Consider the following 18,635-nt stretch of genomic DNA (forward strand, 5'->3'; position numbering starts at 1 on the left):
ATTTAACCAGCAACACGATCTGTTTCAAAAACAATTCCTTCTGTTGTTAGTTTAAAAATATACCAAGATTGATATTCATCTTCCGATTGATAATCAGAATAGCCATCATCGAATTCACCAAAAATTTCAGAATGGCTATTCATACCATATTCAATTTGAACTGTATCATAAAAAAATCGAATTGCAAATTTATAGACTGCAAAACCATCATCTAATGAGATTGAATATAATCCAGAATCTTTGTTCCAATTAATACCATCTAGATTTATGTAATTTAATGTTGTTTTTAAATCAGACAATTGATTTTGAAAATATTCGGTGTTTTCAAGCTTTTTAAGATATTTAGAAAGTAAAGCTTGATTGTTAGAATTTAATGCATTTTTTAATTCTTTTAAATCTCGAATCGCACGATCTCTTTTTGATTTTTCTTTTGATTCTAAATTTTTTATTAATTCAATATTTTTTGATTCAATTTATGAAAAATTTATTATTTGATTTGAATCTACTTTTTTATACCATTTTTTAGTTTCAAAATATCTTGTCAATCGATCAGAAGAAAAATTATAGCCTTTTCTTGCGAATATTTCATTGCGTAATAAAGCCAATTCTTCTAAACTTTTACCTGTAAGTTGTTTTTCTTTCAAAATCACTGAATTGCAATTACTACAATCTGTTAAATTTTGAGAAAAAATATTTTGAGAAATTGAAAATAAAATAAAAAATAAATAATTTTTCATGTTTTGATGTTTTATAAACGAGCGAATGCAATAATAAAAGCTGATACTGAAACTATAATTCCAATCATAAACACGGTATAAGCTACTCTTAAAATTTTATATTTTCTGTCAAGAACTAATCCTAAATAGTATAAATCTTTTATTAAAGTATCGTATAAATAATCTCGATCAATCATTAAATCGTTCATTGCTTTGGTATACGTTTCTAAAGGCATCTTATAAAAATTACCAAAAAATAATAAATTTACGGACTTCTTTTTAACATCATCATCAGTAAAAGTTCCGCTTGTAACTTTAGGTTTAGTTGATAAAATAGTACAAACAATTGTAATTACACTAAAGATTAATAAAATAAAAGTTGGAATAATCAAATGTGTGTTTCTTGGGCTATCCAATTTTGGAATTATCGCTGTCAAAACAATCGAAATAATAATCGCATTTACAGAAAGTAAAATATTAGCTTTGCTATCCGCAATTGCACTTAATTGAGTGTGATTATTTAATGTTGTTCGAAACAGTGTATCAATTCCACGTTCTGGACGTTCAAGTTTTTCTAATTTTTTCTTTTTGATTTCTTTGTTGGTTTCTTTATCTTTTTTTTGTGAATTTTCTAATTGTTTAAAGATTTCAAAAATGGTTTTTTCTTTTTTTGGTTGCCAATGTTTCTTAGCATAATCTGTATAAAAACAATGTTTTTTAGAAAGCATTTCAAAGTTTTCTAAGCACCATTTTTCGTCAGATATTTCTACTTTATATGTTTGTTCAATTTCTTTTTTAAGCAGGATATTAGTTTCGCAGTAATTTTCTTTTGTAAAATGATAATAATCAGCATCTCGCAAACACATTTCTAAATAGGTTTGCGGCACATTTTCTAATTTTGTAGCTCGAATAATCAATGCAATAATTTCGATGTTTAAGTGATGATTTGGAAATTGATTCAAAAAATCTTTCAAAATAAAGATGCTATTTTCTTCATGATTTTCACCTCCCATAATATATCCTGTATCATGAAACCAAGCAGCCATTTTTAGATGTAATGTATCCTCGTTGTTAATGCTTTCTCCTTTAATTATCTCATCTACAGCTAATACAACATTTAAAGTATGTGTAAAATTATGATACAGATATTCCGAAGATAGTTTATCTTTGAATAAATTAAATACAAACTGTTCAGCGGTTAAGAGTATATCCATCTTAGTTTTTCTTTAAAAGATAAATTTATGAAATTTAATTATAAAGTTTACCATCTTTTGTTTTTTAGTTCTGCACTAATCTTGCTGAATTCTTGTGCAACTTTTCATCAACAACAAGGAAGTAAATTATCTGAAACTATTTCTCCAATTGATACAATGAAAAGCATAAACCACAAATTCATTTTGATAGGTGATGGAGGAAATGCTAATGATTCAATTTCTGAACCTAATTTTAAATTTCTTAAGCAACGTATATCTAATTCAGACAAAAACACTACTGTTCTTTTTCTTGGTGATAATATTTATCCAAAAGGATTACCAGATAGTTTAAATCCGGCGCGTAAAACGGCAGAAGAAATTTTAAATAAACAATTAGATCTGGTTGAAGACTTTGAAGGTAAAACAATTTTCTTAGCTGGAAATCATGATTGGTATAGTAAACTTGAAGGTTTAATTGAACAGAAGAATTATGTTAATAAGCATTTGAACAACAAAAAGGCTTTTATGCCAAAGAAATATGAGTCTATTGACAAAATTGAAATCAATGACGACATAACTTTAATTACCATTGACAGCGAATGGTTTATTCAAGATTGGAATAAATATGAAAATATCAATAAAGAGAGTGAAATTAGAAATCGTGAAGATTTTTTCGAAGAGTTTAAAAGCTTAATTAACAAAAATCAGAATAAAGTAACATTAGTTGCAATTCATCATCCTTTGTTTTCTGGTGGAGATCATGCAGGTTATTTTTCATTTAGAAAACATATCTTTCCAATTAAAAATATACCATTGCCTGTTTTAGGTTCTGTAATTAATTACCTTCGAAAAACTACTGGAGCTAGTCCAGCTGATACACAATATAAACTTTATCAATCTTTGATTAAGCGATTGAAAACAATTGCCATGAACCAAAATCAAGTGATTTTTATTTCTGGTCATGATCATAATTTACAATATATCGAACAAGAAGGTGTTAAACAAATAATTAGTGGTTCAGCTTCAAAGATTGAAGAAGCTAGAGCGATTGAACCAATTAGTTTTTCTGTTGGTAAATTTGGTTATGGAATTTTAGATGTTTATGATGATAAAGAAACCGAGTTAAAATTTTATGTAACAGAAAATAATGAAGAAAATCTAGTTTTTCAACGTTCAATTTATAAACAAGAACCTTATACTAAAGTTTTTCCTGAAGTTTTAGAAACTGAAAAAACAACTTCGATATATCGAGTAGAGAAAACTAAAAAGAGTGATTTTTATAAATTTCTTTTCGGAAATCACTATCGAACTATTTATGGTATAGATATAACTGCTCCGGTTGTAAATCTTGATACAATTTTTGGAGGTTTGAAACCAACAATTTCAGGCGGAGGTAATCAATCCATGTCTTTGCGATTAGAAGACGCCAATGGAAAAGAATATGTAATGCGAGGTGTTAAGAAAAATGCAAGTCAATTTTTACAAACCGCTGTTTTTAAAGATGTTTATGTAAAAGATAAACTTAAAAAAACTTATGTTTTATCTTTTGTTGATGATTTTTATACCACATCGCATCCTTATGTTCCATTTATTATGGCTGACTTTGCAGATGCAGCTAATTTATATCATACAAATCCAAAATTATATTATATTCCAAAACAAAATGCTTTAGGAAAATATAACGATTCTTATGGTGATGAACTGTATATGATAGAAGAGCGTCCAAGTAGTTCACAAATTGATGCACCTAATTTCGGAAATCCTGTTGATATTGTTAGTACTCAAGATGTTCTTCAGAATATCGAAAAAGATTCAAAATATTGTGTTGATGAACAAATGTATTTGAGAGCTCGCGTTTTTGATTTTTTAATTGGAGATTGGGATCGTCATGCAGATCAATGGCGTTGGAGCGAATTCAGGGAAGGTGATTCTGTAGTTTACCGACCAATTGGTCGAGATCGAGATCAAGCATTTGCAAAAATTGATGGAAAATTATTAAAATTGATTATGTATTCTCCAGCAATGCGTCATATGCAAAGCTTTAATGGAAAATTTGGTAATCCAAGATGGATGAACAAGACGGCATTTCCTTTAGATAAAGTTTTTTTACAGAGCATGAAATTAGAAGATTGGCAAAAAACAGCGAAAGAAATTGTAGTTAGTATTTCTGATGAAGTGATAATTGAAGCTTTTTCTAAAATGCCATTAGAAGTTCAAACTAAAGAAACAAATGATATTCAAGAAATTTTAAAAGAACGTCGCGAAAATTTAGTTGCTTTTACTGAAAAATATTATCATGAATTAATGAAATATGGTGTGGTTGCAGCCACAAATAAAGACAATATATTAAAGATAAAAACGTCAAAAGAAAAAGTTGTAGTTCAAGAAGTTCAATTAAAAAAATCTGGAGAGCAACAAGTTCGTACTTATAGTTACGACCCCAAAGTCACAAAAGAAATTTGGATTTATGGTCTTAATGATGAAGATAGATTTGAAGTTACAGGTGAGAAATCATCTATTTTAATACGATTAATAGGAGGAAAAAGTCACGATTATTACGATATTTCAAGTAGAAACAAAATAAAAATTTACGATTATAAATCAGAAGTAAGTACTATCATTCCTGGTAGAAATACTAGAAAAATACTTAGAGATAATTACGATCGAAATTCATATGATTATCGAAATTCTCCAATAAATACTTTTACATTATTGCCAGATTTGAATTATAATAAGGATAATGGTATTATGTTAGGATTTAATGCGAATTTAATTTCGCAAAAATTTATTTACCATCCTTTTTCTCAACAACACAATTTACGCGCAAAAATCGATTTTGCAACTTCAGGAACTATTGTTGAATATTTAGGGAAATTTAAAAATAATTCACGTAGTTGGTATTTTCAAATTGATGGAGTAGCTACAACTTCTAATTTTTCCCAAAACTATTTTGGTTACGGAAATGAAACTGGCTATAACAGAGATTTATTTAAAATTAATTATAATCGTGTTCGTACTGCGCAATACAATTTCAAACCATCATATAATTATATGGGTAGAAATGGTGGTAATTTCTTAGTTGGACCAACTTTCGAATCAGTAAAAATTATGAATACAAATGATCGATTTATTGATACAAATTTAGATACCGATCATGATAATTATAAATCACAAGCTTTTTATGGTATTCAAGGAAAATACGAATTCGAAAATTATAACCATAAGTCAAATCCATCTTTAGGATTAGGATTTTTATTGCATTATGCCTTTAGATCAAATACAAAAAATTTCAATGAAAACCATTCAGCGATTACTAGTAAATTGCATGTGCTATTTCCTTTAACTTATTCAAACATTGTTACTCTGGAAACTTCATTTTACGGCAAAACAATGATTGGAGATCATTATCATTTTTATCAAGCTGCTGACTTAGGAAGTAATACTTTTTTACGTGGTTATAGACAAAATAGATTTGTTGGTAGAACTGCTTTTGCTCAATCTACAAACATTAATTTTAAAATAAGTGATTGGAATGACGGCATTATTCCGCTTTCATATGGTGGTTTTATTGGATATGATTACGGTCGTGTATGGCAAGATAATGAAAAGTCTGATAAATGGCATTCAAGTTATGGAGGTGGTTTATGGATGAATGTTATTGAAACTATAACTTTAAAAGTTAATGTTTTTAAAAGTTCAGAAGATGTTATGTTTACTTTTGGATTAGGAGTAGGTTTCTAATCCAGACACTGTGTATATGCAAAAAAAAGTTCAGTATTAAGTTAAGCTACATTTTTGTATAAATTAACCTGTTGGATGTAATTAAATTGTTTGATTTTTAATATTGTTTATTGGTCTATCAAAGATGATTTATTGATATATAGCACCAAAGTTAAAGCTGTTATTTTTGCCAAAATTGTTTTGCCTGTTCGAGCAAACTCTCGGGTCTTGTTTTAAACCCCTCAAAAGTTTTAGCATAATTGTTTATAATCCTGAACTGGTCGCATAGTTGTGAAAATAATGTTCATTCATTTGTTATTATTTTTAATTTAGGAATCCATGATGTGCTTCGCAACTCAATTCTTTTTCTTGATTTCCTAAAAATATAAGGTTGGAGTTTGTAATCTTTCTGATTAGCTCTTTTTGGTGTTTCTAATTTGATATTTACAGTTTGAAACAAATCTAATTGAATACTTTGAGATAAGTAACCTCTATCTCCAATTAATACACAATCAGACATTTTTTTTTACAGTCGTTCGATTTATACTCTAATTTACAATCCAAAGAACTTATAACTTCTAAAACTCTAAAATAATTCTTCACTATATTTGACATAGATATTGGCTTGTTTATCGACTTCAAGGTACTGAATTTCAGAATATTGACCAATATCTATTCCATTTATTTTATTTGAAATAATTACACCCAACAGGTTATAATTAACAATAATTCAATAGCAAAAACATAATTTTAATTCATTAAAAAACAGCAATATTGAAATTTTAAATGTTAATCAAATTTAAATGAATAAAAATTTTCAGTGAGAAAAAAGTAAGTTTTAAAATTATCTTAACAAAAGATATATTTTTAAAAGAGTAAAAAAAATGTTTCGAATCTTAATTCGAAACATTTTTTTATATTATAGAAACATATTTATTTTTTAACAGCTAATTTATATGCTTTTTGAGTAATCATTACGACAGCTAAAACAATAAATCCAATTATTAATCCTAAAGAAAATTCTTTAATAGTACTGTTTAAATTAGGTAAAAGATGATGGAAAAAATCAATATTATGCGAAAAAATTCCGCCTGAAACTAACAACAGAGCAATGGTCCCAACGAAAGCTAAAATACGAATTACATAAGGTAAAGCTTTAACTAAAAAATGACCTAATTGAGCAACAAATCCTTTATTATTGGATTTTTTTATGATCTTATATCCAGCATCATCCATTCTAACAATTAAGGCAACCACTCCATAAACTCCAACTGTTGCAAGGAACGCAACTACCGAAACTGATATAATCTGAACAGTTATAGAAGCATCTCTTTCAATCACTGTTCCTAATGCAATGATTACAATCTCGACAGATAAAATAAAATCCGTTAAAATCGCAGATTTTATCTTTGCTTTTTCAGCTTTCTCATTATCAATCTGTGTTCCAACTTCGGGCTCGGTTTCTTTCTTTTTATGAAAAATATAGTGAATAATTTTTTCAGCACCTTCAAAAGCTAAATAACAGCCCCCTAAAATTAGAATAAATTTAATTGCAACTGGAAAAAAGAAATTCAACAATAACGCAATCGGAACAATTATTAGTTTGTTTAAAAACGATCCTTTTGTAATTGCCCATAGAACTGGAATTTCTCTAGAAGATAGAAAACCAGTGGCTTTTTCAGCATTTACAGCAAGATCATCTCCTAAAATTCCTGCGGTTTTTTTTGTTGCTATTTTACTTGCAATTGCAACATCATCCATCAAAGCTGCAATATCATCTAATATTGCAAAAATACCTGAAGCCATATTTATTTTTTTCGTGAAATTAATTTAAAAAAAAGAAGTATAAAAATTTTTTTTTAAGATTAAATATCTAGTTAAATAATTATATTTGTAATTATTTTTTACAAATTAAACAGAAAAATTACCTAACTTTTATGTTAAAAAACCTAAAAAAAATCTTACTATTTTTCATTTTAATTAATTCTTTTAACGTAACAAACGCTCAAGAAACATTAATAAACATTGAGAAAGAATATAAGTCAAAAACTTATTTATCTCCAGATTATTATGAGGTAGTGGCAAAATATGCACAGGCATTGTCAATAAATAATAAAAAAGAACAATCAATTACTGTACTTATAAAAAATATTGAATTAGCAAAAAAAAATAATGATCATGGGAATACTTCATATTTATACTCTATTCTTTCGATTGAATATTTTTTAGGTAAAGAAAATTCTAAATCAGATTTGAGTTTAAAAGAAGCAGAAAAGCATTCAAAAAAAACAAATAGATATGAAATAAAAGGTTTTTATTATTATGTAAATGCTTGGATTTTTTTGAGAAAACAGAAAAAAGTTGAAGCTGTAAATAACTACATCAATGCGATCAATAATTATAATTTAGCTGCAGAATCAAAGAAAATTTACAAACTAAAATCAACGATTTACATTGAATTATCACGAATCTATGGCGATTGGAAAGATGAAGATTTACAAGAAAAATATAGCTTAAAAAGTTTAGAATACGCATTAAAACAAGATAACAAAAACGAGATTTTCTCTTCTTATATGGCTGTTGGTCATTTATATGATAATAAATTTATCGAATCTAAAAATCTTAAATATCGCGATTTAGTTGAATTTTACTACCTAAAAGCCTTTGATTTATTTCAAAAAAATGAAATGCTATATATTTCTGATTTAGCTTATGTTTCTATAAATATTGCAAATCTATATTTAGCTTATTATCCAGAGAATTATACTGAAAAAGTATTAAAATACACAAATATCGCAAAAGACATTGCTACAGAACAAAATGAATACAATTATATAGCCAATGCAAATTTAAATTTAGGTGAAATTGCAAAAAGAAAAGGAAATTATAACGAAGCAAAAACATATTATTTACAAGCATTAAATCAAATTCAGAATAGTTTTAAAAAAGATACAAATGTTGAATTAAATATTCTTCAAAAATTAATTGATCTTGAAGAATTAAACAAAAATTATTTTGAAGTAAGTAAATATCAAAAAGAATATTTAAAAATCTATATCGAAGTATTCGATTACCAACAACATGAAGCTAGTAAACGAATTGAAGCTGAATTTGAAAAAAAATTACAAGAAAAAGAATTAGAAAAATTACAATTAATTACTGACAAAAAAGAACAACAAATTCAACTATTAAATTTTCAGAATCTTGAAAGAGAAACACAATATAAAAATTTGAAATTAATAGAAGAAAATCAATCAAAAAAATTAACCTTATCAGAACTAATTACTCAAAAAAAGCAACAAGAGTTAAAATTATTAGAACTTGAAACTCAAGCAAAATCAAAAGAAGTAATCAGATTTCGAGAAAAGCTTGCTTACAGAGAACAAACCAATAATTTTTATGCGCTGATCATTTTATCAATTATTCTTATTGTCATCTTATTATTATTTCTTTTAAGACAAAGAACAAAAAGAATGCTTGAAAAAGAAAAATCGTACAAACTTGCCATTGAAAAAGAGAAACAACATGCCAAAATTTCGGCACTTACATCTTTACTTGATGGTCAAGAAAAAGAAAGAGAACGACTTGCAAGAGATTTACACGATGGTCTCGGTGGATTATTATCGGCTACAAAACTTCAACTTTCAGATTTGTTAAATAAAAAAAATGAAATTAAAAACGAAGAATTAAAAGTTATTAGTGATCATATCGATTTTGCAATTAATAAACTAAGAAAAGTATCTCATAATCTCATGCCTGATTTAATAATCAAATATGGATTAGAAGTTGCTTTAAAGGAATTTGCTATTCGAATGAAAAATAACAATCTCGAAATACATGTACATTTCTTGAGCTACACAAATACACTAGAAACAGAAAAACAACTTTTTGTATATAGAATTATTCAAGAATTAGTCAACAATGCAATAAAACACGCTCAATCCAAACACATAATTATACAACTTGTCGAAGAAACAAACTTATATCAAGTAACAGTTGAAGATGATGGAATAGGATTTGAAGTAAACAATCTCGAATTTAAAAATTCGGCCGGATTCTTAAATATACAATCCAGAATACATTTTTTGAAAGGAACCTTTGAAGTTCATTCAGAAAAAAATCTTGGAACAAGTTTTGAGTTTAATTTCCCTAAAAAATAAAATATGATAAAGATTGCTATTACGGATGATCATCCTTTATTATTAGAAGGATTAAAAAATATACTAAATACTAGAAAATCAGTTAAAGTTACCGAATGTTATTCAAGCGCAAAAGAACTTTTAGAAGGATTACCTAACGCTGAAATCGATGTACTTTTGTTAGATATTAATTTAGAAGATGCAAATAGTATTGAAATATTAAGTAAAATAACAAAAATCAAGCCCGAACTATACATTATTATGTTAAGTGTTCATAACGAATTAGCAGTTATTAATAGTTGCATCAGTCAAGGTGCTTTTGGATATATTCAGAAAAACGCTTCTATTGATGAAATTCTTATTGGAATAGAAACAGTTTATAAAGGTGAAAAATTCTTTTGTACGCAAACTCAAAAGAAAATGAAAATCAAAGAAAATGATCAACCCAATACAGTTCCGAAGTTGACACGTCGAGAAAAAGAAATACTAATCGAAGCTGCATTTGGATTAACAACAAATCAAATTGCGGAAAAATTATTCATTAGTCCACATACTGTAGAAAGTCATCGAAAAAATTTGATTGAAAAATTCCAAACAAGTAATTTAAGTTCAGCAATTAAACTTGCTTTCGAATACGGATTAATTGGGGTTTAATGAAAATAGCTATTTTCAGGGATTTAAAAACAACTTCAAGTTAATATATTTGAAGTTAAAGGAAATCATATTTATTTGATCAATTATTTAGTAAAGAGATCTTAAACCAAACGGTTTAAAATTAAAAGAAAGTGCATTTACACTTTCTTTTTTTAATCTTAAAATTTTAGAAATAAACTCAAAATCAATCTGAATAAAAATCTTCAAATTAATTAGAATATGGCTGTTTTCAGTGATGTTTTATAAAACTAGCTTAACTAAATTTGAAATAATAAATATAGCTTTACAACCCTATATTATTTTAAAAAAAATTGAAAAAGATAGTAATTGTTATTTAATTGAGACTTAAATAAACTCTAATTTACTTGAAGGAAGTGTGATAAAACACTTCCTTTTTTATTTTTAATAATTTCTTAAATAATTGAAATTTAGCTGAATTCAGGGATTAAAAACACCAAAAATTCTTATGATATTTGTATCAACAAAAAGATTAATAAAATCTTTAGTTAAGAAAAATTAGAAAAAGAAAAAAAGTTGTTTTTTAAATGGAGCTTAACCTACCTCTTAAGCATAATAAGGAAGTGAAATAATTCACTTCCTTTTTTATTTTTTGATCTTTTTATTTTATAAATTAAAATATAAAAACATTTTGATTATCCTTTTTACCCTCAAGTATTCATTTAGCAAATAAAATGTTAAAATTTACTAATTTAATTAATAACACCCACGACTTTATCCTTAAAAAATGAATAATTAATAGAAAATTAATTTAAAATTAGCTGAAAATAGGGATTTTTTATCGTACAATAATGAACGTAATTTGTATCAACAAAAGGAGCTAATTTTTTTACTTCTATGTTACAAAAAAAATACTATGAAAAAGAAAACTTAATCGTTTTCGCAAAATGGAGCTTAACCTACCTCTTAAGCAAAAAGGAAGTGTAAAAAATCACTTCCTTTTTTTATTTACACAAAGCTTAAAAAACCTTCAGATAATTTATAAACTATAATACATTTACTTTTACAACTTAAATTAGAAAAACTTATTGTAAACAGATTAGTCAATACATTAATGTTTATTTTTCTTTTCCCATATCTTTAATCATTGAAAGTGAAAAATAACCTAAAATCAAAACAGCTAATACAATACAAATCCACATAAATGTTGCTGTTTGCCAAAAATTTTTGGTTCCATCGATTTTTGTTTCATTTGTAATTTTTTGCAAATCAGAAACTGTAATTTTTGGATAGGTTTTAGAATAATCAATTTCAGCAAATTCTAAATCGTAAGTTGGTGCTTGTAGTGAATTGTCAATTAAAATAGAATAAACTTCATCAGTTTTTAAATTTGATAATAAATTTTCTTCATTTTGAAATAATTCTACAGAACTGAATTTTAATTCTGGATTGTCCGAATTATCAATGACAACATAAAAATCTTTCACAAAAATATTTGGTATTTCAAACACATTTGATTTATTTGAATTAATGTAAAAACTTATTATTTCATCATTATAAACAACCTCTTTGCGTTTTTCTTCTCTTTTTTGCTCAACATAAATTGTAGCTTTTCGCATATAAAAATCATCCGAATCAATTATAAATTTAATTCCATCAATTGATTGTGGTTCAGCAAACGAAATTTCAATTTTGGTTTGTTTATTTGTTTTATCAGATAGAACTTTTTGAGAAATGTTTTTTAAAGAAACTACATTTTTTGGTTTAAAAGTATCCAAATAAATACCAGCTTGCAGAATATTTAATGGCAATGAATTTTTATCAACAAAAACAAATTTTATAAACTTATAATTATTTAGAGGTAATTTAAAACTGCGTTCAATATAATCATCACCTGCGTCGTTTAAATTTTCAATTATTTGATTGTTAACCAATCCAAACCATTTTTTTCCATCATCGCTTCCACTAATATTGAATTTTTTAAATCCATCTGTATTTGCAATCTTTAAAATCAATTCATTAATTTTTTGTTGTTTATCATTTGAGATAACAACGCTAGTTACTACATTTTCGATAGCTTCATTTGAAATTATTGGAAAATCTTGAAATAAATATTCGTTTGAATTTTCTCTAAAAAAAACATAAGGCACTTGATTCTTTTTGGAATCTAAAATTCGAATATGATTAAGATTATTTTGAGCAACTGAACGTAACTCTGACGATATTTCAATTAAATGAAATCCATTTTGTTTTACCTTTTGAATCTTACCTTGATATTCTTGTGCAAAGGAAAATTGAAAAATCGATATAAATATTAAAAAACTAAGTATCTTTTTCATCTTGATGTTGTTTAGATTCATCTGTATTTTTTTTATTCAATTTCTGATAAACGAATGAAATAATAAGTACCAAAATACCTAATAAAATAAAAGCTACAATTCGTCCAGGACCTGAAACATTGATATCGAAAATAAACAATTTTAGAACAGTTAATCCTAATAAAGCTAATGCGATAATTCGTAATTGTTTGATTTGTTTTTTGATTCCAATGATTAAGAAAATAAACGATAATAGTCCCCAAAGAATTGGAAAACCAACTTTAATCACACGTTTTTTTACCAACATCAATTCTGAATCGTAAGCTAAATATCTTTCGTAATCAGAAAAATACGCTGTAGTAGCCGAAGCTTTGTTCTGAGAAGTTACAATCGCATTTACAAAATCAGTCGAAAAATATAAAGAATGAACCATAATTTCATTACTCAAAATAAATGTCACGCAAAATGCAAAAATCCAAAGCATAATTTTGGTATCCAAAATCGAAGTTAAAATAGCTTCTTTTCTATTCTTTATTAAAATATAAATACAAGTAATTATACAAACTAAGATTACATAATGACCAATAAATGCAGAATTGCTGTCGTAATTATAATTGAAATTATTTGAAATTTCATTGAATGTTAATCTATGGAATATCAATAAATAAAATAAGATGTTTATGCCTGATAAAATAAGCGCAACAATACTATTTGCTTTACTTTTAAATTTAAATAAGAAACAAACCAAAATCGTTGTGAAAACGTAATGATAAACCACAGCATACGAAAGAATTGATGCATCGTTTGAATAAAACAAGTTAGTTTGATAAATAATTTCAAACATTCCAACTAAATATCCAATAACCAACGAACACACCAAAACTACTTTTTTATAAGGAGCTGGATCAATTTCAAAAAAATAAAATTTCATGGGTTCGTTTTCCTTTTTCAATATAAAATAAGAAACGACAAACGAAGCAATTGCAAGTAAACCAGTGACAAAAATTTTATTTAAAAAAGGATATAAAATCAAATCAGAATATTCTGAATATGTTTGTGTCCAATCTAAAAACAAACTAATAATCATCAAAAATTGAACAACTATTGCACCGACTCTGAAAGTCGATATTTTAGATTTCTGCGAAAGCCAAAGTAATAATACAGCTTCGCAAGCCCAAAATAGTGTAATATAATTACCGTTAAACTGAAATGGAATTGTAAGCGTGATAAATGTTAAAGCTAATCCTAAAAGAAAATAAATAGCATCTTTTTTGATTCCGAATTTTCGATATAAAACTAGTGAGAAAATCAAATTATAAAAAGCTAGGGAAATAGTAAAAATCCCTTTCAATTCTGTATGCCAATTTTGGAAAACGGTTGCTCCTACTCCAAAATAAAAGAAAGTATTAACAAGCATGATGATATATTCTATTTTCGTAAAAACACCTTTATTTTTTACATTATTAATTACAGCAGCAATACTAAAAATGATATACATAATCGTTGCAAAAACAAATGCGCCCTGATACGGTAACTCATGATTATTAAATTCAATAACAAACCAAGAAATATATATTATTGATGAAAAAATAAATGCCAATAACGTAACAATATTCCATTTTTTATAGAAGGAGATAATCAACATTCCAATATTCAAAATAGCAATGTAACCAAACAAAACTTGATAATTACCCGAACCTGTACTTACCATAAACGGAACAGAAAAACCTCCGATTAAAGTCAGAATAGCTAATTCTCTACGATTGTAAGAAACTGAAACTAATGCACTAAAGATGGTAATCACAACCATAATAACAAAAGCTACAGTTTGTGAAAAGAGTTGATAATCGTGAAAGGCAATTCCGATTGTAAAATAAAATATACTTATTGCACCAGCAACAAAAACCGAGCTAAATGCAGCAAAATTTTTACGTAAACGATGAGCTACTGCCATAACAATTCCACCTGCAAGAATTCCAATTCCAACACGTGCTGGTTCGTTTATCCAATCTCGATCTATAGCGTATTTTACAAAGAAACTAATTCCCAAAACCAAAATTAAAATTCCGATTTTACTGATTAAATTTTCTCCTATAAATTTCTCTAAATCAGGATTTTTCTCTTTGAATTTTTCAAACCAAGATTTCTTGGGAATAAACGTTTTTGTTTCAAAAATAGGTTGCGGTTGATTTTCTAAAACATTCTGATTGCTTGTTGTCTGCGCAATTTCGAGATCAATACTTTTAGATTGAATTTCTTGTTTTATTTTAATTTCTTCAATTGGGGAAGTTACAACTTCTTCTTTTAAAATTACAACTTCTGATTCTTGCTTACTTTCAAGTACAACATCGGCAACAATAGGCTTCTCATCAACTAATGGAGCAACGGTTTGTTTTGGAATAACTTTTTCTGAACTAGAAATAGTTTTGAACTTACTATCGATTTGATTTTTTAAATCATCTAATTTAAAAGTAAGATTTCGTATTTCGATTTGAAAATTAGTAATAATTTTTTGTTGCTTATTGAGAATTATAATAAGTAAAACTACAATAACTATAAATAGGAAAATCTCCATAATTTATTCTTTTTAGTAACAAATATAATTAAAAACAATGTTTAATAAAAAAATATAAACATTATCAAAAATATATTTTAATTTAATAAAAAAACATCACATTTTAATACCAAAAACATAATTTATAACAATCAATTTATTCTTATAAAACCAAAAAAAAATCAATTAAATAATATCATAATGCAAATCAATCAACCTAACAAATCGAATCAAATCATTGAAGCTTATTGAAAAATAAAGAAATAAACAAACCTAGTAATTTTGGAATTGCAGGATTTATCTTATCCTTGGTTGCGCTTGTCATGAGTTGGTTTTCATTAATTTCATTACTTTTAATTTTTCTATTTTGGGTACCTATTTTAAATCTAATAATCTTTATTCTTGCATTGATATTTTCGATAATCGGTTTGAAAAATAAAAAAAAATGGACTCGCAATTGCCGGATTAATTATTTCGTCATTACTCGTATTTATTTTGATAATAGCTGTTTTTGTAATTAAATCGGATTTTGATACACTAACTATGGGAACTGGATTTTAGCATAATCTTAATGGATTGAATTTTTAAAATCTATTTTGACAATTCAATTTCAAGACTTTGGACAACAATTCATTCTTACATTTTTAAATTAACAAAAAGATTATCATAAATAAATATTAAAACTTTAAAAAAAAATTATATTTTTATGAAAATTTTAATTTAAAATGTTTAAGATTTCGATTGCCTTTTTATTTTCCATTCTAATTCTATTTTCTCCTTATCAGAATGAAAGAAGTAATTCAAGAATTGGTGAAATTATTAAAGGCGATTTTAATGGCGATGGCAAAATAGAAACAGCTCAACTAGTAAAAATAAAACAAGGTTTTGGCAATCCAATTGAAGATGGAACGTCTGACGAATTTGAAATTCAATTTTCTAACAAAAAAATTAAACCCATTAAAATTGGATGTTGTAATGCAATTTTAGTTAACGAAGGTGATTTAAATAACAAAAAAGGAGATGAAATTTCAATTTATCAAGCGCCAATGAATGGATGCACATATTCAATGTCAACTTATACGTATTCAAAATCAGAATGGAAAACAGTCGTTGACCTTTTTTTGATTCCGACAGCTTGTGAAAATTTTTCATTTACAGAAATTGACAATCTAGTATTGAAAGAAAATAATACCATTTATTATTATACAATAGATCCTAACGAAGGAAATTTAATTAAACATAAAGTAATAAAATAAAGTTATGAACGAGAACAAAGAAGAAAACGAATTAAACAACGAAAACATTAACAACTATTTAAATCAAGATAATTTAGAAACTACAGAAATTGTAGAAGAAATTATCAATGAAGAAGCGTCAAAAGTTGAAGAAATTATTGAAGAAACGATTTCTGAAACTACAACAGAAGTCAATGATGCAATTGAACAAGAAATTTCTGAATCTGAAATTGAAGTAAAACCTACAATCCAAGAAGTAGTTAATGAACCAGTAGCTGAAGTAAAAGAAATAATCGTAGAAACTTCGCCAGTAAAAGAAAATACAAATTCTCAGCAAAATCAACAAAATGCAAATTTTGAAGCTTTTATGATGAATCAACAGATGAATCAAAAGAATAATATGGGAATGGCAGGTTTCATCTTATCAATTGTTGCAATTGTACTTTGCTGGGTTCCTGTTTTCAATTGGATTATTTGGATCCTTGGACTTATCTTTTCAATAATTGGTATGACTAAAAAACCAAAAGGTTTAGCTATTGCAGGTTTAATTATTTCATTAATTGGAATTATTATTATCATATTTTTATTAGCAGTATTAGCAACAGCATTTGCAGCTACTTCAGTAATGTAAAACTTCTAAACTATAAATTTAAAACACAAAATCTTCCGGGTTTTGTGTTTTTTTATTCAAAAAAATTATTCGAATTACAATTATTATTTTTTCAAAAAAAAATATTTAGTCATTAAACCACATTGTTTACTCAAATAGAAATTAAAATATCAAGAAAAATCTAAATAAATAATCTACAAACGATTATAAAAAAATTTATCATTTTATAGAAAAAACGCTTGTGTTTTTCAAAAAAGCCACTATATTTGCACTCGTAATAATGAAACAAACATCATTAGTACAGACCAAAGGAGAAATGGCAGAGTGGTCGATTGCGGCAGTCTTGAAAACTGTTGACTGTAACAGGTCCGGGGGTTCGAATCCCTCTTTCTCCGCAAGTAATAATCAGTTTTAATATTGATTTATGCCTAAAGAACTATAAAACCTGCAATCTTTAAGAAATGTAGGTTTTTTTTATACATGAGAATCATCAAAGTTTATAAAACTAATCAAAATTCTGTTGCAAAATAATGGGGATTCTAATACATGTCGTTAAAGAAGTGCTTGGTCATCAATCCATAAAACAAACCGAAGAATACGCTCTAGCCATTGAAACTTTGTTTTTTTGAATACTGGCTTACAACCTCTATAAAATAAAAAGAGGCCGCCCAAAAGGACAACCTCTCTTATCTATTTAAAATTAAATCCATATTTAATTTTCAAACCAATCATATAAGTGGTTAGCTTTTTATCTTGATACGATTTTTGTTCTAAAACACTATGATACTGTAAAGGTTCGTTAATGTTATTGGTGAATGTAATCATTTCATTATCTGTGTTACCTTCTGGACGTATGTCATTAAGTCCCAATTCAAAAAACACACCAAAATACATATAGTTATTAGACGCTAATTGTTGTTTTACACCTGTTTCTATCATCCATGAAAAACTATTTTGTAATTTAACAGTTCCTTTGCGACTTAAACTTTCATGCTCTCCAAATCCGATAAAATCTGGCCCGTTTAATTCGGCGTCCCATTGCGGATAATATCCAGAAGTTTTCAAATCTCTCCAGTTTAGCTTATACTTAGACTTACCTGTTTGAATACCATAAATAACTCCTGTACGTAAATACCAACTTACAATACCTTTGGTTTCGTACTGAATGGTTAAAGGAATTTGCAATACTTCTTGTTTCACCGTTTCTGAGTAATAATCACCTGAATATCTAAACTCAAAAGTATCACCTTCGATATCTTCTTCTGCATAAGAACCTTTTAAAGAATTTCCAATATAATTTAAATCAGCCTTTAAAAAAGAAACCCCAAGACCGATGCTAAAATTAGAATTCAGATAATAACTGTAGCCTAATCCAAAAGAATAACCTTCAGAATTTGTTGCTAAAGGAAAGCCATTGTTTGAAGTTTGTTGAATAAATCTTCCTCCTGCTTCTATTTGTAATTCTTGTGCTTGAGCTGCGTTTACCAAAAGTAACGCAGCACAGCAACTAACTATAATATTTATTTTATTTTTCAAAA

The 18,635-nt window shown here is 26.8% G+C and carries 12 protein-coding genes, 1 tRNA gene and 1 pseudogene; 6 read left to right on the plus strand and 8 right to left on the minus strand.

Annotation, left to right across the window (positions count from 1 at the left end):
* Window positions 1-2: 2 nt before the first annotated feature.
* The 3 genes from HW119_RS14890 to HW119_RS14900 all read right to left on the minus strand — a co-directional run bounded on the left by HW119_RS14890 (window position 3) and on the right by HW119_RS14900 (window position 1,930).
* Complete coding sequence (locus HW119_RS14890) at window positions 3-299, minus strand: hypothetical protein (protein ID WP_177765739.1); 297 nt, start codon at window positions 297-299, stop codon at window positions 3-5.
* Between the two features lie 174 nt (window positions 300-473).
* Entirely contained in the window at window positions 474-737 is a 264-nt protein-coding gene (locus tag HW119_RS14895; protein ID WP_177765741.1) for a YARHG domain-containing protein, read from the minus strand.
* 11 nt (window positions 738-748) lie between these two features.
* Window positions 749-1,930 carry a Pycsar system effector family protein gene (locus HW119_RS14900; RefSeq protein ID WP_177765743.1) on the minus strand — a complete coding sequence of 394 codons (1,182 nt, stop codon included), beginning with the start codon at window positions 1,928-1,930 and terminating at the stop codon, window positions 749-751.
* A 27-nt stretch (window positions 1,931-1,957) separates the two neighbouring features.
* On the opposite strand from HW119_RS14900, the gene HW119_RS14905 reads away from it, so the two are divergent.
* Window positions 1,958-5,650 carry a metallophosphoesterase gene (locus HW119_RS14905; RefSeq protein WP_177765745.1) on the plus strand — a complete coding sequence of 1,231 codons (3,693 nt, stop codon included), beginning with the start codon at window positions 1,958-1,960 and terminating at the stop codon, window positions 5,648-5,650.
* A gap of 81 nt (window positions 5,651-5,731) precedes the next feature.
* Here the strand turns inward: HW119_RS14905 and HW119_RS14910 are convergent.
* A pseudogene (locus tag HW119_RS14910) lies at window positions 5,732-6,155 on the minus strand (hypothetical protein); the annotation flags it as partial.
* 407 nt (window positions 6,156-6,562) lie between these two features.
* Window positions 6,563-7,435, minus strand: coding sequence for a DUF808 domain-containing protein (locus HW119_RS14915; RefSeq protein ID WP_177765747.1), 873 nt, complete (start codon window positions 7,433-7,435; stop codon window positions 6,563-6,565).
* Between the two features lie 131 nt (window positions 7,436-7,566).
* Between HW119_RS14915 and HW119_RS14920 the strand changes: the two genes are divergently transcribed.
* Both HW119_RS14920 and HW119_RS14925 read left to right on the plus strand, forming a co-directional pair.
* A complete protein-coding gene (locus HW119_RS14920; RefSeq protein ID WP_177765749.1) occupies window positions 7,567-9,789 on the plus strand; it encodes a sensor histidine kinase in 2,223 nt (740 codons plus the stop codon).
* Between the two features lie 3 nt (window positions 9,790-9,792).
* On the plus strand, window positions 9,793-10,422 hold the full coding sequence (locus HW119_RS14925; RefSeq protein WP_177765751.1) for a response regulator transcription factor: 630 nt from the start codon (window positions 9,793-9,795) through the stop codon (window positions 10,420-10,422).
* Window positions 10,423-11,498: 1,076 nt separating this feature from the next.
* Here HW119_RS14925 and HW119_RS14930 read toward each other — a convergent pair.
* Window positions 11,499-12,719 carry a hypothetical protein gene (locus HW119_RS14930; protein ID WP_177765753.1) on the minus strand — a complete coding sequence of 407 codons (1,221 nt, stop codon included), beginning with the start codon at window positions 12,717-12,719 and terminating at the stop codon, window positions 11,499-11,501.
* Window positions 12,703-15,273, minus strand: coding sequence for a DUF2339 domain-containing protein (locus tag HW119_RS14935; protein WP_177765755.1), 2,571 nt, complete (start codon window positions 15,271-15,273; stop codon window positions 12,703-12,705). The genes HW119_RS14930 and HW119_RS14935 overlap by 17 nt, the downstream gene beginning before the upstream one ends.
* Before the next feature lie 704 nt (window positions 15,274-15,977).
* On the opposite strand from HW119_RS14935, the gene HW119_RS14940 reads away from it, so the two are divergent.
* The 3 genes from HW119_RS14940 to HW119_RS14950 all read left to right on the plus strand — a co-directional run bounded on the left by HW119_RS14940 (window position 15,978) and on the right by HW119_RS14950 (window position 17,492).
* On the plus strand, window positions 15,978-16,508 hold the full coding sequence (locus HW119_RS14940) for a hypothetical protein (RefSeq protein ID WP_177765757.1): 531 nt from the start codon (window positions 15,978-15,980) through the stop codon (window positions 16,506-16,508).
* A 4-nt stretch (window positions 16,509-16,512) separates the two neighbouring features.
* Window positions 16,513-17,118 carry a hypothetical protein gene (locus HW119_RS16795; RefSeq protein WP_255497933.1) on the plus strand — a complete coding sequence of 202 codons (606 nt, stop codon included), beginning with the start codon at window positions 16,513-16,515 and terminating at the stop codon, window positions 17,116-17,118.
* A 289-nt stretch (window positions 17,119-17,407) separates the two neighbouring features.
* Window positions 17,408-17,492: transfer RNA gene (locus tag HW119_RS14950), tRNA-Ser, on the plus strand.
* A 295-nt stretch (window positions 17,493-17,787) separates the two neighbouring features.
* Here HW119_RS14950 and HW119_RS14955 read toward each other — a convergent pair.
* A complete protein-coding gene (locus tag HW119_RS14955) occupies window positions 17,788-18,633 on the minus strand; it encodes an outer membrane beta-barrel protein (protein WP_177765759.1) in 846 nt (281 codons plus the stop codon).
* Window positions 18,634-18,635: the final 2 nt, after the last annotated feature.

The organism is Flavobacterium sp. I3-2 (assembly GCF_013389595.1).
Classification (GTDB): domain Bacteria; phylum Bacteroidota; class Bacteroidia; order Flavobacteriales; family Flavobacteriaceae; genus Flavobacterium.